The following is a 16,820-nucleotide window of genomic DNA, read 5'->3' as shown; positions in this document are numbered from 1 at the left end:
TTCCAGCTATTATGTCAGCTATAAATAAGGGATAAAAGCGGCATTTTTAGCCAATGCGGACTGGCTTCCCTTGAGGCTGAAACCATAGCCACATAGCTTGATGCTGCCACGCATTGCGATGTCTGAGATTATCCCTCGCGTATCGAGAGGTGAGAAACGCGCCTCGATGGACGTATCAGGCATATATTCCACTCGCATGGGCCGATAATGACTGCCATCGTTGAAACTCAGCTTGGCACAGCTGCGGTCTCCCTTTGCCGATGCGAGGGACCAGATCTCGCCCGCGATTCCCTTCTCTCCTAACCAGCGAATGATCAGCACATCGTTTTCCAACAACACGCTAAATCCGTCCGGTATTTTAGCTTCTTCTCTAATGGGTGCAATTACCTGCTCTGATAGCGCTTGAATCCGTTCGTTTGCAGGCTCATCAGCAGAAGATAATGCCTCATACAAGCCGCCTATAAGCACTAAAACACCCAGACCGGCTACGACACCGAATAATAGTTTTTTATTCTGTTTAGCCCAATAAATCCACTGCCTCAGTGCCATCGAGTCAGAAAATCTCTGCTGAGAGGAGGATGTCTGCCATTGCTCCTCCTCACTCACGTCTTCATATGCATCAGGCTCTTGTACGTCATACTCATCGCTATCTGCAACGCCCCCATGACCACCTAATCTAGGCTCTACTCGTCTAACCTTGGCTCTAGATACAGATGTGACTGCTGGGCCCGCATAACCTTGATGATAGGACTTAACCTTGCCAACCGGGGAGAGCCTGGCAAAAAACAGGCTGAGTAAAGCAGCGATGATAAGAATAACGACTGTTAGCGTCAGGCTAGCGGCATAGACGAGTGAGATTGAAAATAGGCATAGGGGGATTAACACCAGGCTGGCATACCAGGTTGGCCCTGCCACATCACGCATCCTTCTATAAGCGCTCAAGCCAAGTACCGGGGCGAGTAAACAGCCTAGCACCAAGAGGGCTGCACTTTGACCCAAGATCACAAAACTAAGCAGTAAAATAAGATACACGGAGGCACTAATTACCGCAAATCTGACCCCATTATCTAGGCCCTTGAAGCAAAAAAGTGATTGATATTGCATGGAAAAAATACCTAATAAAATTGAATGCTCTTACTCCTAGGAGTTAAGAGTAAAAATGAAGCGACCCATAGGTCTCATATTTCTTAAGCGTCATACACCTAAAATGGTCGAATTAACCGTATACAGACTAACCAATTTATAGCTCAAAGTCAGTGCCAGCTTGAATAAAGCGTGTGGATCAGGCATTAAACTTGTTTCACTTATCCCGTTCCCTCAAAAAACATTAATAGGATTCAGATTAAACTGCCACTAGCGCCGCAGCGGCTGTCGGGCGTATAATATGCGACTTCCCGATGCTCGGGAGCCATATTTCGTTTTACATTTTGGATGCTTAGCTCATGACCGCACGCGGAAATCTCTTTATCGTATCGGCGCCCAGCGGCGCGGGTAAATCCTCTCTCATTTCGGCATTGCTACAAGATAAGCCCGCCGATAAACAAGTTTCCGTGTCACATACGACTCGTAAACCTCGTCCGGGTGAGGTCAATGGCCAGCACTATCATTTCGTGACAACCGAAGAGTTTAAAGCCTTGATCGCCGAAAATGCGTTTTTCGAGTGGGCCGAGGTGTTTGGCAACTACTACGGCACATCGCGAAAAGTGATCGAGCAAACCTTGACCGATGGCATAGATGTCTTTCTCGATATCGACTGGCAAGGGGCGCAACAGGTCAAGAAAGTGATGTCCGAGGCCATTGGAATATTTATTCTCCCCCCCTCAAGAGCCGAATTAGAAAAACGCCTCACGGGTCGTGGCCAAGATAGCAGCGAAGTCATCGCCGGGCGTATGGCTCAAGCAGCATCAGAGATCTCCCATTATGACGAGTATGATTTCATCATCATAAATGACGATTTCGACACAGCTTTAGCCGACTTAGTCGCAATTATTCGCAGCCAACGCCTAACAGGTGCTAGCCAAATTCATGCACTAAATGATATGATTAAAGATCTGTTGGCAGACTAGCCGCCATCATATACAATTTTGCGTCATTTTTTCATCCTAACACTGGAGTTTCACACATGGCTCGCGTAACTGTAGAAGACGCCGTAAACAAAATCGGTAACCGTTTTGATATGATCCTGGTTGCAGCGCGTCGTGCTCGCCAAATCGCTGTGCAGGGCAAAGAGCCTATGGTAGATCCGGAGAACGACAAGCCTACCGTTATCGCATTGCGCGAAATCGAATTAGGTCTAGTTACCGCCGAGACTTTGGATGCCGATGAGCGCCAAACGGTTCGTGAACGTGAAGCAGCAGAAATTGCTGCCGTTGCAGCGATTGCCGAAGGTCGCAACAACGTAATATAAGGAGTACAACCACTTGTATCTGTTTGAAGGTCTCAAAGAGTCTGCATCAAGTTATTTAGAACCTGATCAGGTAGCGTTACTCAAGCAGGCCTATCAGGTGGCGCGTGATGCCCATGAAGGTCAAATGCGCACAAGTGGTGAACCCTATATCACCCACCCGGTTGCGGTCGCCCGCATCCTGGCCGATATGCGTCTCGATCATGAGACGCTTATGGCCGCCCTCCTGCATGACACTATCGAAGATACCCCGGTCACTAAAGATGAGTTGGCTGATATTTTCAGTGAATCCATCGCCGAACTGGTCGAAGGCGTCTCCAAACTCGATAAGCTAAAATTTCGCGACAAGAAAGAGGCACAAGCCGAAAACTTCCGCAAGATGATGATGGCCATGACTCAAGATATCCGAGTTATCCTCATCAAATTAGCCGACCGCACTCACAATATGCGCACCCTAGGAGCCTTAAGGCCCGATAAGCGTCGCCGTATTGCGCGGGAGACTCTGGAAATTTATGCTCCCATAGCCAATCGTCTCGGTATCCATAATATCAAGATAGAGCTAGAAGACTTAGGCTTTCAGGCTTATTACCCAATGCGCTATCGCGTATTGAAAGAGGTGGTAAAAGCCGCTCGAGGTAACCGCAAGGAACTGATCCAGAGCATAGAAGCCGCGGTACATACTCGCCTCGAAGATACCAAGATCGAGGGTACAGTCCAAGGTCGCGAGAAAAACCTCTACTCCATCTACAACAAGATGCGCAATAAAGAACTTCAATTCCAGGAAGTCATGGACATCTATGCCTTTCGTATCGTCGTCGATTCCATAGATACCTGTTATCGAGTCATGGGCGCCATGCATGGCCTATACAAGCCTCGCCCGGGCCGTTTCAAAGATTATATCGCCATTCCAAAGGCCAACGGCTATCAGTCGTTGCATACCTCGTTATTTGGCCCCCATGGAGTACCGGTCGAAATACAGATCCGTACCGAAGACATGGATCAGATGGCGGATAAAGGCGTTGCTGCTCACTGGATCTATAAGAAAGGCAACTCGGCGCAGCAAGGCACCACCAGTCAAGTTCGTGCTCGCAAGTGGATGCAGAGCCTGCTCGAACTGCAGCAGAGCGCCAGCACCTCATTCGAATTTGTGGAAAACTTCAAGACCGAACTCTTCCCGGAAGAGATCTACGTATTTACCCCAGAGGGGCGTATTCTCGAACTTCCGGTTGGGGCAACTCCGGTCGATTTTGCCTATGAAGTTCATACCGACGTGGGTAACACCTGTGTCGGCGCTCGCGTTAACCGTCAAGCCTACCCCTTGAGTCAGCCGCTGATCTCGGGGCAGACGATAGAGATCATCACTGCCAAAGGTGCCAGACCCAATGCGGCCTGGCTAAACTTCGTGGTGACTGGCAAGGCACGCGCTAAGATCCGTCAGCTACTCAAGAGTCTCACCGAAGACGACGCGGTTATCTTAGGTAAACGTCTACTCAATCATGCCTTAGGCCAAACCAAATTAGATTCTATCGATCCACAGCAGATCGATAAAGTCGTCAACGATACCAAGCATAATACCTTAGATGAATTGCTGGCTGATATCGGCCTGGGCAATGCGATGAGCATAGTAATAGCGCAGAGGTTAGTGGGCGATAAGGTCGTACCTCTGGAACATAATGATTCCCACATGATGCCTATTCGTGGCGCCGAGGGCATGCTTGTCACCTTCGCCAACTGTTGTCGCCCCATTCCGGGTGATGCGGTTATTGCCCACGTGAGTCCGGGTAAGGGCCTAGTCGTCCATATGGAAAGCTGTGCCAATATCCGGGGCTATCAAGGTGAACCAGACAAATATATCCCGGTTCAATGGGATAATGCCGAAGGCGTCGAGTTCCAGGCTAATCTGCGGGTAGAGATAGTGAATCACCAAGGTGCCCTGGCTAAGATCACCTCAATTGTCGCCGGAGAGGGTGCCAATATTCACAGCCTAAGTACCGAAGAGCGTGACGGAAGAGTCTTCTTAGTCAACCTGAGGATCTCAGTAAGAGACCGAATTCATCTAGCAAACGTGATGCGACGTATCAGGGTACTGCCCGAAGTACTCAGAACATCCCGTAATCGATAAATAATTCATTAAGACTAACTAGAGAGAGCGTTATGGCAGAAAAAATCATCATAGCAACCGATAAGGCACCACAGGCAATCGGCACCTATTCTCAGGCTGTTAAAGTGGGTAGCACAGTCTATCTGTCTGGTCAGATCCCATTAGACCCAGCGACTATGCAGATGGTTAGCGATGAATTTTCTGCACAAGTGGTGCAAGTCTTCGACAACTTGACCGCGGTCTGTGAAGCCGCCGGCGGCTCTCTGAGTGATATAGTCAAACTTAATATTTTCATGACAGATCTGAGCAACTTCGCCACGGTCAACGAGATCATGGAAACTTACTTCTCACAGCCTTACCCGGCTCGTGCGGCTATCGGAGTTAAACAGCTACCGAAAGACTCACTAGTGGAGATGGATGGAGTGATGGAGATTTAATCCCTACTCAATCTCGATCAGGGCGCTTCGGCGCCCTTTTGCTTTCCTTGCATAAATGCATATACAGCTACAGATTTAAGAAGTAAGTCTATGAGCCCAGAACGCTTAGCACGTATCAATGAAATGTTGGATAACCGTCAGCCAGATCTCACCCTCTGTTTAGATAAGGTGCATAAGACCAACAACATAGCAGCCGTGATCCGCACCGCCGATGCCGTGGGTATTCATCAAATTCATGCGGTATGGCCAGATATAGAGATGCGCGTCTCGGGCAACACAGCTTCCGGTAGCCAGCAATGGGTAAAAACGATTAAGCACTATCATATGCATGATGCCACAGCCGCGTTTCGCGCTCAGGGCATGCAGATATTAGCCACCAACTTCTCGAAACAGGCCGTCGATTTTCGTGACATAGACTATACCCGCCCCACCGCCATCATCTTAGGTAATGAACATGATGGCGTGAGCGCCGAAGGCATAGCGGCAGCCGATCAACATATTATTATTCCCATGATAGGCATGGTGCAATCACTCAATGTCTCGGTAGCCTCTGCACTCATCATGTATGAGGCCCAGCGCCAACGACAAGCCGCCGGCATGTATGGCCGTCGCAAGCTAGATGATGACTACTGTCAGATAAAGCTATTTGAACAAGGCCACCCCATCTACGCCAAAGCCTGTCTACGCAAGAATGTTCCCTACCCTAAGGTCGATGACCTAGGCCAGATCGTCGCCGATGACATCTGGTGGGCAAAAATGCGCTCTCCCGAATTTCACCCCGCCTAGTGACGCGAGCTAGTTCACCCAGCATAGCTATTCGCGCTAGTTCATCCCGCTCTCTGGGCTGCTCTAGACTAAAAACCTTATCAACTTGTCGGATAACAAGTTAGTTAAATATCTTTAGGGGTTAGGTTCATTTGACAGGTTTTGTTGTTTGGCTGGTTTTATGAATGCCATAGCTTAGCTGTTATCTAACGCCTGCCCGGCGAAGAATGTGCAAACACTTCTATGACACGCTGTAAATACGTCCATGTAAGCTCTACGAAAACATCCCTGTTTTCGAAGGTCACAGCCGCGTTCACACCTGAGTATTTATTTCTTCGATTTTAGTTTTCAGGGAGTCTGAAACTCATTTGTGGACAAAAATGTGTTTACTTGTCGGATAACAAGTTGCTGAAATATCTAATGTCGGTTCATTTGGCTGGTTTGGTATTTGGTTGTTATCTGGTAAGCATGGCTTCATTGGTATTTATTGCTTGCAGCAGGTGCTGTACAGGATGTATGAATGTCGTGATCACATGGTCAGAGATGTTCCCTACATCTCAAGACATTTCCCATATCCCTATGGGTCAGATGTGAATGAACGACCTTAAGTGCAAACACTTCAGTGACACGGCACAATATAGCCTCTGCGACAGCAAACAACGTCCGTGTTTAGCTGCCAGTTCGATATCCCTATCTCTCGCTCGGATAGTTTCACGTAGTGAAACCTCGCCATGCTGTCGAAGGTCACAGCCGCGTTCACACCTGAGTATTTATTTCTTCGATTTTAGTTCTACTGGCTTGTGACAACTAAACACGTTTATGGACAGAAATGGTTTAGTGCAACCACTCTAGTGATCCTGACATTGATTAGAAAAAGTATCTTAGATCCCTAATCCGCTCCGCCCTCTGTATTGTATAAAATTTAAGTCAGCATACCATGTTATAACAGTTTGTTTTACTGGAGTTAATAACAAGCTCACTCATGAATAGACACAATACGTTAGAGTTACCTACGATTTGCATTACGATCAGTATGGGGAAGATTGAAGCATCTAAGAGAACACCGATTGTGTTCAACTTCCAATCAAGTAGCTAAATTTTGTGTGTAACTATACTAGCAAAGTAGATAAATTAACTATGCTGCTTTATAAGAATATTAGATAAAGATGGTATTAAAAGGGATACCTGAGGTTAACAAGGGAAATCAGTAAGGCATCTAATTTCCCCAGAACCATAGGATCAATTGTTTGTCTACATCGTAGACTTAGATCTTAGGCATAAAAAAAGCTGCTATTATATAGCAGCTTCTTGAATGATTTGGTCGGAGCGCCGCCCGCAGTCTCATAAATGAGTCACTGAACAAATTAATTTGTTAGTTAAATATAACTTTCAAAATAATTTATACCTCGCTCTGCACGTCAAGGGTAACTGTGCTTTTACTATTCTGTCTAGCCATCTTAGGTTACCTCAGGCTGACAAATCGTCTTTAAACGACCTAAGCTCATCTTAGTTAAGATTGACGATGGTGTCAATAGTTCAAAGCTGATAGTATCCTAGCCCTTTTAGACAGATACGTTTTTCCATGGCATCAGATATTTTTACTTACACTGGCACAGGTACACATAAATTTGATTTCTGGGAAATTAATGGCAACAGAGACTGGGCCGTAATTCCAGCTGGCACCATGGTAAATTTTGATGAAGATCTTCCCATTAGACTCCAAGTAGGACATAGGGGATTTGGCCAAATTCACATTGAACACAGACATGGACACTGGTTAAAAAAGATAAAGAAGAGTTTGCAAGAGGCCCTATCCTTTAAGCTATCTCAACCTGGCACTATATACACCACTGAAGAAAACAATAAGATAAAAATAATGATGAGAGTTAACCCTGACTCTCTGTTAGTACTTCGCTACACCGAAAATAAAGCAGGCAATTTTCTAACTGTAGTCTCTCTTTACTTCAAAAATGAAAGAGTAGACGGGGAGAATATTGGACGCTACATATCCAGTTTCAAGAGTTAAACACACTTTTTAGCCTCAAAAAATAGCTGTACCATTAGTTTAGCCATACAACATCTAATTCAAGGTATTCAGTCTTGAAACTCATATTGGGGCATTTCCGTGTTACCGACTCAACCAATGAAACCCAAATCGAAGAAGTAAATAACTGAGTGTAGATGCGGCTGCGAGCTTCCAAAACAGGGCCGAAAATGTTCCCTACATTTTTCGGCATTTCCTCCTTGACCTACAAGGATGTAGGGAATGCCATAATGATACCGGGAGTATCATTGGCCCGTGGCGGTCAGATGTTTTGGCTGAGCCCACATGGATGACTCTTATGAAATCAAGAGCCGGCGACTCGCAGAACCGTCTCAAAATAAAGAGTGCACATGCCTCGCCGGACAGGCGATAGATCACCATGAAAGGACGACCTTAAAACACACTCCCCAATACCCATTCAGCCAGAAGCTAAACCAAAAAATGTCATCAGCCTTCATTCCAAGGCTAGCCCAATTTTGTATCGATTTATCTCACAGTTATCCAAACTAATTGTCATCGTTCACAATTTTCGCCATACTCAAATTAATCCCAACAGCAAACACAAGCCTTATAAAAACAAAAGTTTGCCGATTGGAAAGGAATTAACAATCACAAGTATGGAGTTGCCGATGGAATCACAGATCAAAACACCTGTAGAGATGCTCAACCACTGGGTTGACACACTAGGTGACTCGACTTACTTGCGACAACCGATCAATGGCCAGTACCTAGATTTTAGCTGGCGCGAAGTACAGCAGAAGATGCAGCAGCTCGCCGGTGCACTGAGACACTTAGGCCTCAAACCGGGTGATAAAATCGCCCTGCTCTCTAAAAACTGTGCCGAATGGTTTATTACCGATCTCGCCCTGATGCATGGCGGCTATATCAGTGTGCCCATCTACCCAACTGCCAACGCCGATACCATACGTTACGTGTTGGAGCACAGCGAAGCCAAGGCCATAATTATTGGTAAGCTAGATTACTGGGCCGATCAAGAAGCTGGAGTTGGCGGCGATATCTTGCGAATGGCCATGCCCTACGACACCATGCCGGCTCAATATAAGTGGGAGAACCTACTGCAACTTGGTGAGCCCCTGCTAGATGCCCCATTTGCGACTCCTGAGCAGACCATGACGCTCATTTATACGTCTGGCTCCACCGGCAAGCCTAAGGGGGCGATGCAGACCTTCGCCAGCTACGCCTGGACCTGTAAGGCGGTGGTAAGAGATCTAAACACAGGTGTCGACGACAGATTAATCTCTTACCTGCCTCTGGCCCACATCACAGAGCGCGTGGCGATGGAAGGCTCCTCATTCTACTCCGGCAGCAGCGTCGCCTTCGTCGAGAGTCTGGATAGTTTCGTTGCCGATGTGCAACGTGCCAGACCCACGGTATTTTTCTCGGTCCCTAGGCTCTGGAGCCTATTTCAGCAAAATATTATCGCCAAGATAGGTAACGCTAAGCTGAACTTGCTGCTTAAGGTCCCTATTATCAACGGCATCATCAAGAAGAAGATCCATGCAGGCCTAGGCCTGGAGCATTGTCGCTTGTTAGGATCTGGGTCTGCACCCATTCCACCATCGTTGATCAACTGGTATCACAGCATAGGCCTCAATATCAGTGAGGCCTGGGGGATGACAGAAAACAGCGCCTACTCCATCATCAACTATCCCTTCGATGCCAGTAAAATCGGCACAGTCGGCCGCGCCGTCGAAGGTTGCCTAATCAAGCAAACGGACAAGGGCGAGCTTTTGGTAAAAAGCCCGGGCTTGATGACAGGTTACTATAAACAAGATGAGCTGACCGCCGCCTCATTCGATGAAGACGGCTATTTCCGCACCGGAGATCTCTGCTCCATCGACAGCGATGGTTGTGTATCAATTACCGGTAGGGTTAAAGATAACTTCAAGACCTCTAAGGGGAAATATGTCGCCCCCGTGCCCATAGAGCGCAAGATGGCACAAGATCCCCATATTGAATTACTGTGTGTCATAGGTTCTGGTCTGCCTCACCCTATCGCCTTAGTGCAACTCTCCGAAGGGGCATATCTGCAGCCGAGGGAAGAGGTTCGTCGCTCACTTAAGGCGACACTGGACAGTATCAACCCCAATCTTGAATCCCATGAGACTGTGGATGCCATCATAGTCGTCAAGGACGCCTGGGATGTCGATAACGATGTGCTGACTCCAACACTTAAAATTAAGCGTCATGTACTGGAAAAAAGATTCACTGACAGAGTCGACGGCATACGTGGCGGCAAGATACGCTGGGAAGATGAAATAGACTAGTTGTGACTCTTTAATACAAAATAATAGCAAGCACGCGCCGAGCGTGCTTTTTTGTGTGGTGGTCCCAGCCTGAAACCTATAGCAACATTAATGACATAATATGGCGTTAATGTTTGCCTTATGATGAAAAAACTTTAAGCTAGATAATCAAAAAATTTACCACAGGATAATTGGAACTAAGATGTTAATCGCTCTCTATATCATAGGTGGTTTCGTGATCCTCACCTTAGGCGCCGAAGCTTTAGTGCGAGGCGCCAGCGCAATCGCCCTTAGACTCGGTATTACCCCGCTAATTATCGGCCTCACCATAGTCGCCTTCGGTACCAGCGCCCCCGAGCTAGCCGTCAGTTTAAAATCGGCCCTGGCTGGCAATAGTGGCATCGCCTTAGGTAATGTCATCGGCTCTAACATCGCCAACATAGGACTCATCTTGGCTATCACAGCCCTCATACGTCCAATCCAGGTGAAGTCACAGATGGTCAAACGTGATATTCCCATCATGATCGCCGCCTCTATGCTCTTCTGGGGCTTGCTACTCGATGGCGAGCTCAGCTTCTGGGATGGCGCCCTGCTCTTCAGCTTATTAGTCGGCTATCTCAGCTTCAGCTTTATCAGTTCGCGCAATAGTGGTGACAGCGAAGAGATAGATGATACCCCACAAAAAACTGGGCTTTCTGTGTTGTTTATTATCGTAGGCATCGCCATGCTCGTGGGTGGCGGGATACTGTTCGTTGATGGCGCCGTGGATCTGGCCAAGACATTTGGGATCAGCGAAGTCATCATAGGCTTGACCGTAGTCGCCATAGGCACCAGCATGCCCGAGCTAGTCACTTCTCTGGTGGCCGCACGTAAGGGAGAGAGTGACCTAGCCATAGGTAACATAGTCGGCTCTAACCTGTTCAATATTTTGGGCATTTTAGGTGTAACCGCCCTGGTTCATCCTATTGCCGCCGCCGGTATTCAGAATTTCGATTTTATCGTCATGCTGGCCCTATCCCTGCTTTTATTGCCCTTCGCTTGGACAGGATTCAGGATCGGCCGCCGCGAAGGCGCCATACTGCTAACCGGTTATCTCAGCTATATGGGCTATCTGGTCGTGCAGGCCTCAGCCTAATATCCAGCCCCTTACATTCTGAAAATAAGATCATGATGACAATTGTCATCATGATCTTATGACCTTTGTGTCTGCAAGTTTCTTCCAATCTCTTTGATACTAGTCCTGACCCCATAAAGGGACTTAATCCACCCGAGCACTCGGGACTACAAGGAGAAATATATGCAGACGTTCTTATTGGTCGGCACTCTCATCAGCACAGCGGCAATCTTTACCCTGCCCGTTAGCGCAAATCAGATCACCGCCATAGATGCAGCAGCCAACACCATGAACCTAGCACAGCTAGAAACTCTCGGAGAGCAAAGCCAAGATTATGATAAGGCTTATGCAAATTATCGTTTAGCCATAGGTGCCAACATACTCGGTCAGCCCACACTGGCAAACTTAACGCAAGCAATAGAATCGATGCAGCCCGAATTGCAAGACAAAAAGGCTGGCTATAAAGGGTTAAATTGGCCCTAACATTGCCATCATGGGTTTATCTGATAGTATATGTATATAAATACAGTGTTTGAGTATTTTACTCAGATAACATTCAATCGATAAAATGGGTACCGGGCGTGAAGAGACTCGATCTTGTTCCTGTCACAGATCTTAAGGGCGTTGCCAAGAAGATGGCCGAACGTCTGGCTAAGCTCGGCATTCATACGATACAAGATCTACTATTCCACCTGCCATTAAGATATGAAGACCGCACTCAAATATATCCCATAGCCTCACTCTATCCTGGCAGTTACGGCACCATAGAAGCCGTGATCCAGTCCAGTCAGATCATCCAGGGCCGCAAGCGCATGATGACCTGTACCGTGAGAGATGACACAGGCTACTTAACCCTCAGGTTTTTTAATTTTTCTGTGGCGCAGAAGAATGGCCTAGTCAATGGCGCAAGCATCAGGGCCTATGGAGAGATACGTCGCGGCAAACATCAGGCCGAGATAGTCCATCCAGAATATAAGCTGATCCACGCAGATGACGACCAGGTCATGAGTGATACCTTGACGCCTGTTTATCCGACAACCGAAGGCTTAAAGCAGGCGAGTTGGATAAAGCTGACAGATCAAGCCTTGGCCATGCTCGACGGCGGCGGCTTGCAGGAACTCCTCCCACCTCAGCTGCAACCCAACAACCTGAGTCTCAACGCGGCCTTACAGCTATTACATCGACCCAATAACCAGGTTTCCCAGTTCGATCTTGAGCAAGGTCACCACCCGGCGCAGCAACGCTTGATCCAGGAGGAACTCTTAGCCCATAACCTGAGCATGCTCAAGTTGCGTCAACGCAGCAATCGCGATCACGCCGTGAGTCTGACCGCAACAGGTAAACTACTCAACCCCTTCCTCAAGGCACTGCCTTTTAAGCCTACCGGGGCGCAACAGAGAGTCGGCGTTGACATCGGCAGCGATCTCGAAAAAAGTTCGCCTATGATGCGTCTGGTTCAAGGAGATGTGGGCTCGGGGAAGACATTAGTGGCAGCTTTGGCGGCATTGCAGGCCATAGAAAATGGCTATCAGGTGGCCATGATGGCCCCGACAGAATTACTCGCCGAACAGCACGCCGAGAACTTCGCCCTCTGGTTTGAGCCTCTGGGGCTCAAAGTCGGCTGGCTAGCCGGTAAGGTCAAGGGCAAGGCCAGAGCGCAAGCTTTGCAAGATATTGAGTCCGGCGCGGCTAATATCGTTATCGGCACCCATGCGATTTTTCAGGAGCAGGTTGTGTTCAACAATCTTGCTCTCATCATCATAGATGAACAACATAGATTCGGCGTTCATCAGAGGCTTGGCCTGCGAGAGAAAGGCATCAGCCAGGGCTTCCATCCCCACCAGCTGATCATGACAGCGACGCCAATTCCGCGCACCTTGGCCATGACAGCCTATGCCGATCTCGATACCTCTGTGATAGACGAGTTGCCACCAGGGCGAACTCCGGTGACAACCGTAGCCGTGGCCGACATGAGACGCAATGAGGTCATAGAGAGAGTTCGCCATGCTGCCACCTATGATGGTAGACAGACCTATTGGGTATGCACCTTGATCGAAGAGTCGGAAGCTCTGGAATGTCAGGCGGCAGAAGATACCGCCGCAGAGCTGACCTTGGCACTGCCCGAACTCAAAATAGGCTTGATCCATGGACGCATGAAGTCTGCCGAGAAAAAGGCCATCATGGCCGAGTTCAAATCTGGTGAACTGCAGCTCCTGGTGGCCACCACAGTCATAGAAGTGGGGGTAGATGTTCCCAATGCCAGCCTGATGATCATAGAGAACCCGGAACGTTTAGGTCTGGCTCAATTGCATCAACTCAGGGGACGAGTCGGTCGAGGCGCCGTCGCCAGTCACTGCGTACTCATGTATAAGGCGCCCTTGTCACCGACGGCGACCAAGCGATTGGGGGTACTCAGAGCGAGCAACGATGGCTTCATCATAGCGCAGAAAGATCTGGAGATCAGGGGCCCGGGCGAGGTCTTAGGCACCAAGCAGACCGGCATTGCCGACATGAAGATTGCCGATCTGGTTCGAGATCAGGCACTGATCCCCAACATTCAGAAGCTGGCCGTACATATCATGGAACAGGTCCCGGATAATGTCGATGGCATAGTGCAACGTTGGCTAGGCGATCGAGACCAGTACGTCCAAGCTTAGAGGGCAAGCATAAATCCGTTAATTGTTATTCGATTAATTATTCTTTAATTCGGCTAATACCTATAGACAAGGCCGCTAAATTTTGCAAAATGGACTAGCCCTCTTTTGGGTATTAGAGCTGTCACCTCCTGTAACCGAGTCGTATTTACAAAGGGTATTACATGCAAGTCAATCAAGAAGATAGAATCGCGCCACAAGAGAAGTCAGCTAATTCCAGTACTTTAGCCATTGTTACCCTTGCGGTGGCAGCGATCATTGCAGGAGGTGCCTATTATTACTTCCAAGCCGATGAACCTGAGCCTGTGCCGCAGCCCGTTGAAGTGCAGAATGTTATACCGCAAGAGCCCCTGATAACGATTGCGGATATTGCGGAATCTGTGATTGAAGACGTCATAGAGCCTGAAATAATTGAAATTGAAGTGGAACCACAAATACAGGTAGAACCACTGCCGAGCTTGAGTAACAGCGACGGCTATGTACATCAGAAAACGGTCGAAATTGCCGATGGCATGAAGATCGAGCCAATGTTAGTGGAAAAAGATCTGGTCAGGCATTTCGTGGTCTTCATCGATAACATAGCCCAGGGTGAACTGGCACGAAAAGTGAGCCCTCTCAAGGCCCCCGACAGAAGCTTCACGGTGTCAGACATCACCAACAAGACATATCTTAATCCCGATAGCTATCACAGATATGATCTGTACGCCAATTTTGTCGCTAACTTAGATGAACAACAACTCGCAGCGACCTACAAGGAGCTAACGCCCTTGCTTGAAGAGGCATTCGAGGAGCTAGGCTACGGTGACATGAGCTTCAATCAGAGGTTACTGCAAGCGATCGACATCATGCTGGCGGCTCCTGTCATAGAGCAGCCCATTGAACTCGATGGCATCAGTGTAAACTATCAGTTTGTCGATCCTCAGCTAGAAGCACTGCCCAACGCACAGAAACTTATGGTGCGCATGGGTCCCGAAAACACCAAGAAGGTGAAAGCGGCGCTGCGTAAGCTGAAAAAATATTTAGCAGGCTAATAGACAAGCTCCCGCCACAAACCAACCCGTTGCATAGGCTGCGGGTTTTATCACTCCAAACGTCACAAGCATATACATTTCAACAACACCTGTGTCTCAAAACACTTCATCATCCCAGTTAATCTAGTGTAGAATAACGCAAAAATGGCAACTTGCTTGCCAGCTCGGGATTTGACAAGATAATCCCTTGATTTAATAAATATATCCTCAATTTTTAATCTAGTGTCAGAGGCATTCCGTTGCAGTTAAGGTTTAACATTTGTTCTTGGGGAGCCTGGTCCCCCCGACATCAGCAACCCCAAGATTGGCAGCATTGGCAAAGTTCCGATGATAACCAAAGCCCCTCTGTGCCTGATGCGCCTAAATTAGCACGAGTCCCTGCAATGCAGCGACGACGCTATAGCGCCTTGACCAAGATGCAACTCGAGGCCGCATTTCAGGCCGATGCACCTAATTCATGCCGCACAATTTTTGCCTCCAGGCACGGAGAGTTACATCGCACCTTAGGCTTACTCGATAACCTAGTCGCACAAGAACCTCTTTCTCCAACGGCCTTTAGCCAATCGGTGCACAACACAGCAAGCGGAATTTACAGTATTCTTACGGATAATCGAGCCCCGTCGACGTCTATTGCCGCGGGTGAAGAAAGCTTGCCACAGGCACTTATCGAAGCCTATGCCCTGCTCCATGAAGATCCGGCCCCGGTATTACTCGTCTTCGGCGATCAGCCTGTGCCCGACATATACACACATTTTGTTGATGACATTAGCCTCCCCATCTCTCTTGCCTTAGTTCTCCAGCGATACGATGAGACATGTACAAAACCACAATTAACGCTCAGTCAGCCCCGGGGAAATAGAAAGATTAGTTATGCTGAGCTGATACACAGTTTGTCTGTTGTCAGGACTCTAGCCGGTAACTTGGGTCACTATCATTGGCAACTCAGCTTTGACTGATACCCCCGCAGTCAGATTAACAGGACTAGCCTATGTTCCCAGATGGATAGGCGGCGTTACTTGTTATATCACCTTCGGTATCGGTGGCTTGCTGAGCTCGTTAACCCTGTTACCCCTGTTGAGGTTCTGGCCAGGCACAGAATTAGAGCGGATCCGCCGCGTACAGCAGGCGGTACACATCATGTTTCGCGGCTTCGTTTATATGCTAACCTGGGCGGGGGTCATCAAGGTGAGTCCTGAAAATATAGCGCGTCTCACCTCGGCTAAAGGCAGAGTGGTGATCGTTAATCATCCGACTCTGGTCGATGTGGTGGTATTGATCAGCTTGATGCCCAACGCGGGCTGTATCGTTAAACAAGGGATCTGGCGCAACCCTTTCATGCGTGGAGTGGTCGCCTGTGCCGGTTATATCCCCAATCGAGGCGCCGAATTGCTACTGGAAGATTGCAGACATGTGCTAAAAAACGGCACCAATTTAATCATTTTCCCCGAAGGCACACGCACAGTCTTAGGCACTAGCATCAACAGCTTTGCCAGAGGCGCCGCCAATATTGCACTGAGAACCAAGACAGATTTGTTGCCTGTGGTTCTTCGTACCAATGCACCAGGCTTGAGTAAACAAGAAGCCTGGTATCAAATACCCCGTCGCACCATAGGCATGCGAGTCGAAGTAGGCGAAACCATCGACCATATCAGGTATGATGCGATTGCCGGAGGCGATGCGAAAATGGCACGTCAACTTACACGGGATCTGGAAGATTACTTTAAGACGAACTTAGAACATGATGAAACTAGATAACGAAATAAAACAATTAATCATAGATAGCCTAGATCTCGAAGATGTCACTGTCGATGATATCGACACCGAGGCGGCGCTATTCGGTGAAGGTCTAGGACTAGATTCAATCGATGCCCTGGAGCTTGGACTGGCAATTAAGAAGCAGTTCGATGTCAAAATCGAAGCCAATTCAGATGCCACCAAGGCACATTTTTACAGCGTGTCGAGTCTGGCCAGCTTTATCGAATCGCAGCGAGTTTAGGAGAGAT

General features: G+C 48.2%; 15 protein-coding genes. 14 read left to right on the top strand and 1 reads right to left on the bottom strand.

Annotated elements, in window-relative coordinates:
- Window positions 1-18: 18 nt before the first annotated feature.
- The gene (locus HRU42_RS08220; RefSeq protein ID WP_295030182.1) at window positions 19-1,104 is read right to left on the bottom strand and encodes a DUF805 domain-containing protein; all 1,086 of its coding nucleotides are present in this window, start codon (window positions 1,102-1,104) and stop codon (window positions 19-21) included.
- A gap of 338 nt (window positions 1,105-1,442) precedes the next feature.
- On the opposite strand from HRU42_RS08220, the gene gmk reads away from it, so the two are divergent.
- The 14 genes from gmk to HRU42_RS08150 all read left to right on the top strand — a co-directional run bounded on the left by gmk (window position 1,443) and on the right by HRU42_RS08150 (window position 16,813).
- Window positions 1,443-2,066, top strand: a complete 624-nt coding sequence (gene gmk, locus HRU42_RS08215; protein WP_295030180.1) for a guanylate kinase — start codon at window positions 1,443-1,445, stop codon at window positions 2,064-2,066.
- Window positions 2,067-2,122: 56 nt separating this feature from the next.
- Window positions 2,123-2,407: a DNA-directed RNA polymerase subunit omega gene (gene rpoZ, locus HRU42_RS08210; RefSeq protein ID WP_295030179.1), complete on the top strand. Its 285-nt coding sequence runs from the start codon at window positions 2,123-2,125 to the stop codon at window positions 2,405-2,407.
- 13 nt (window positions 2,408-2,420) lie between these two features.
- Window positions 2,421-4,526, top strand: a complete 2,106-nt coding sequence (spoT, locus tag HRU42_RS08205; RefSeq protein ID WP_295030177.1) for a bifunctional GTP diphosphokinase/guanosine-3',5'-bis pyrophosphate 3'-pyrophosphohydrolase — start codon at window positions 2,421-2,423, stop codon at window positions 4,524-4,526.
- A gap of 32 nt (window positions 4,527-4,558) precedes the next feature.
- Window positions 4,559-4,942, top strand: coding sequence for a RidA family protein (locus HRU42_RS08200; protein ID WP_295030175.1), 384 nt, complete (start codon window positions 4,559-4,561; stop codon window positions 4,940-4,942).
- Between the two features lie 90 nt (window positions 4,943-5,032).
- The gene (gene trmH, locus HRU42_RS08195; protein WP_295030174.1) at window positions 5,033-5,728 is read left to right on the top strand and encodes a tRNA (guanosine(18)-2'-O)-methyltransferase TrmH; all 696 of its coding nucleotides are present in this window, start codon (window positions 5,033-5,035) and stop codon (window positions 5,726-5,728) included.
- 1,561 nt (window positions 5,729-7,289) lie between these two features.
- Window positions 7,290-7,733, top strand: a complete 444-nt coding sequence (locus HRU42_RS08190) for a hypothetical protein (protein ID WP_295030173.1) — start codon at window positions 7,290-7,292, stop codon at window positions 7,731-7,733.
- Between the two features lie 647 nt (window positions 7,734-8,380).
- Window positions 8,381-10,039 (top strand): AMP-binding protein, encoded by a 1,659-nt coding sequence (locus HRU42_RS08185; RefSeq protein ID WP_295030172.1) that lies wholly within the window; start codon window positions 8,381-8,383, stop codon window positions 10,037-10,039.
- A 181-nt stretch (window positions 10,040-10,220) separates the two neighbouring features.
- The gene (locus HRU42_RS08180; RefSeq protein ID WP_295030171.1) at window positions 10,221-11,153 is read left to right on the top strand and encodes a calcium/sodium antiporter; all 933 of its coding nucleotides are present in this window, start codon (window positions 10,221-10,223) and stop codon (window positions 11,151-11,153) included.
- A gap of 162 nt (window positions 11,154-11,315) precedes the next feature.
- Complete coding sequence (locus HRU42_RS08175) at window positions 11,316-11,615, top strand: hypothetical protein (RefSeq protein ID WP_295030169.1); 300 nt, start codon at window positions 11,316-11,318, stop codon at window positions 11,613-11,615.
- Between the two features lie 98 nt (window positions 11,616-11,713).
- Entirely contained in the window at window positions 11,714-13,789 is a 2,076-nt protein-coding gene (gene recG / locus HRU42_RS08170) for an ATP-dependent DNA helicase RecG (protein ID WP_295030168.1), read from the top strand.
- Between the two features lie 161 nt (window positions 13,790-13,950).
- The gene (locus tag HRU42_RS08165; protein ID WP_295030167.1) at window positions 13,951-14,817 is read left to right on the top strand and encodes a DUF3014 domain-containing protein; all 867 of its coding nucleotides are present in this window, start codon (window positions 13,951-13,953) and stop codon (window positions 14,815-14,817) included.
- Between the two features lie 239 nt (window positions 14,818-15,056).
- The gene (locus HRU42_RS08160; protein ID WP_295030164.1) at window positions 15,057-15,773 is read left to right on the top strand and encodes a beta-ketoacyl synthase chain length factor; all 717 of its coding nucleotides are present in this window, start codon (window positions 15,057-15,059) and stop codon (window positions 15,771-15,773) included.
- Window positions 15,766-16,572 carry a 1-acyl-sn-glycerol-3-phosphate acyltransferase gene (locus tag HRU42_RS08155; RefSeq protein WP_295030162.1) on the top strand — a complete coding sequence of 269 codons (807 nt, stop codon included), beginning with the start codon at window positions 15,766-15,768 and terminating at the stop codon, window positions 16,570-16,572. The genes HRU42_RS08160 and HRU42_RS08155 overlap by 8 nt, the downstream gene beginning before the upstream one ends.
- Complete coding sequence (locus tag HRU42_RS08150) at window positions 16,559-16,813, top strand: phosphopantetheine-binding protein (RefSeq protein ID WP_295030160.1); 255 nt, start codon at window positions 16,559-16,561, stop codon at window positions 16,811-16,813. The genes HRU42_RS08155 and HRU42_RS08150 overlap by 14 nt, the downstream gene beginning before the upstream one ends.
- The last annotated feature ends 7 nt before the right edge of the window (window positions 16,814-16,820 follow it).

This window comes from Shewanella sp. (genome assembly GCF_013214165.1).
Lineage (GTDB): Bacteria > Pseudomonadota > Gammaproteobacteria > Enterobacterales > Shewanellaceae > Shewanella.
This window is presented reverse-complemented; position numbering and strand designations above follow the sequence as displayed.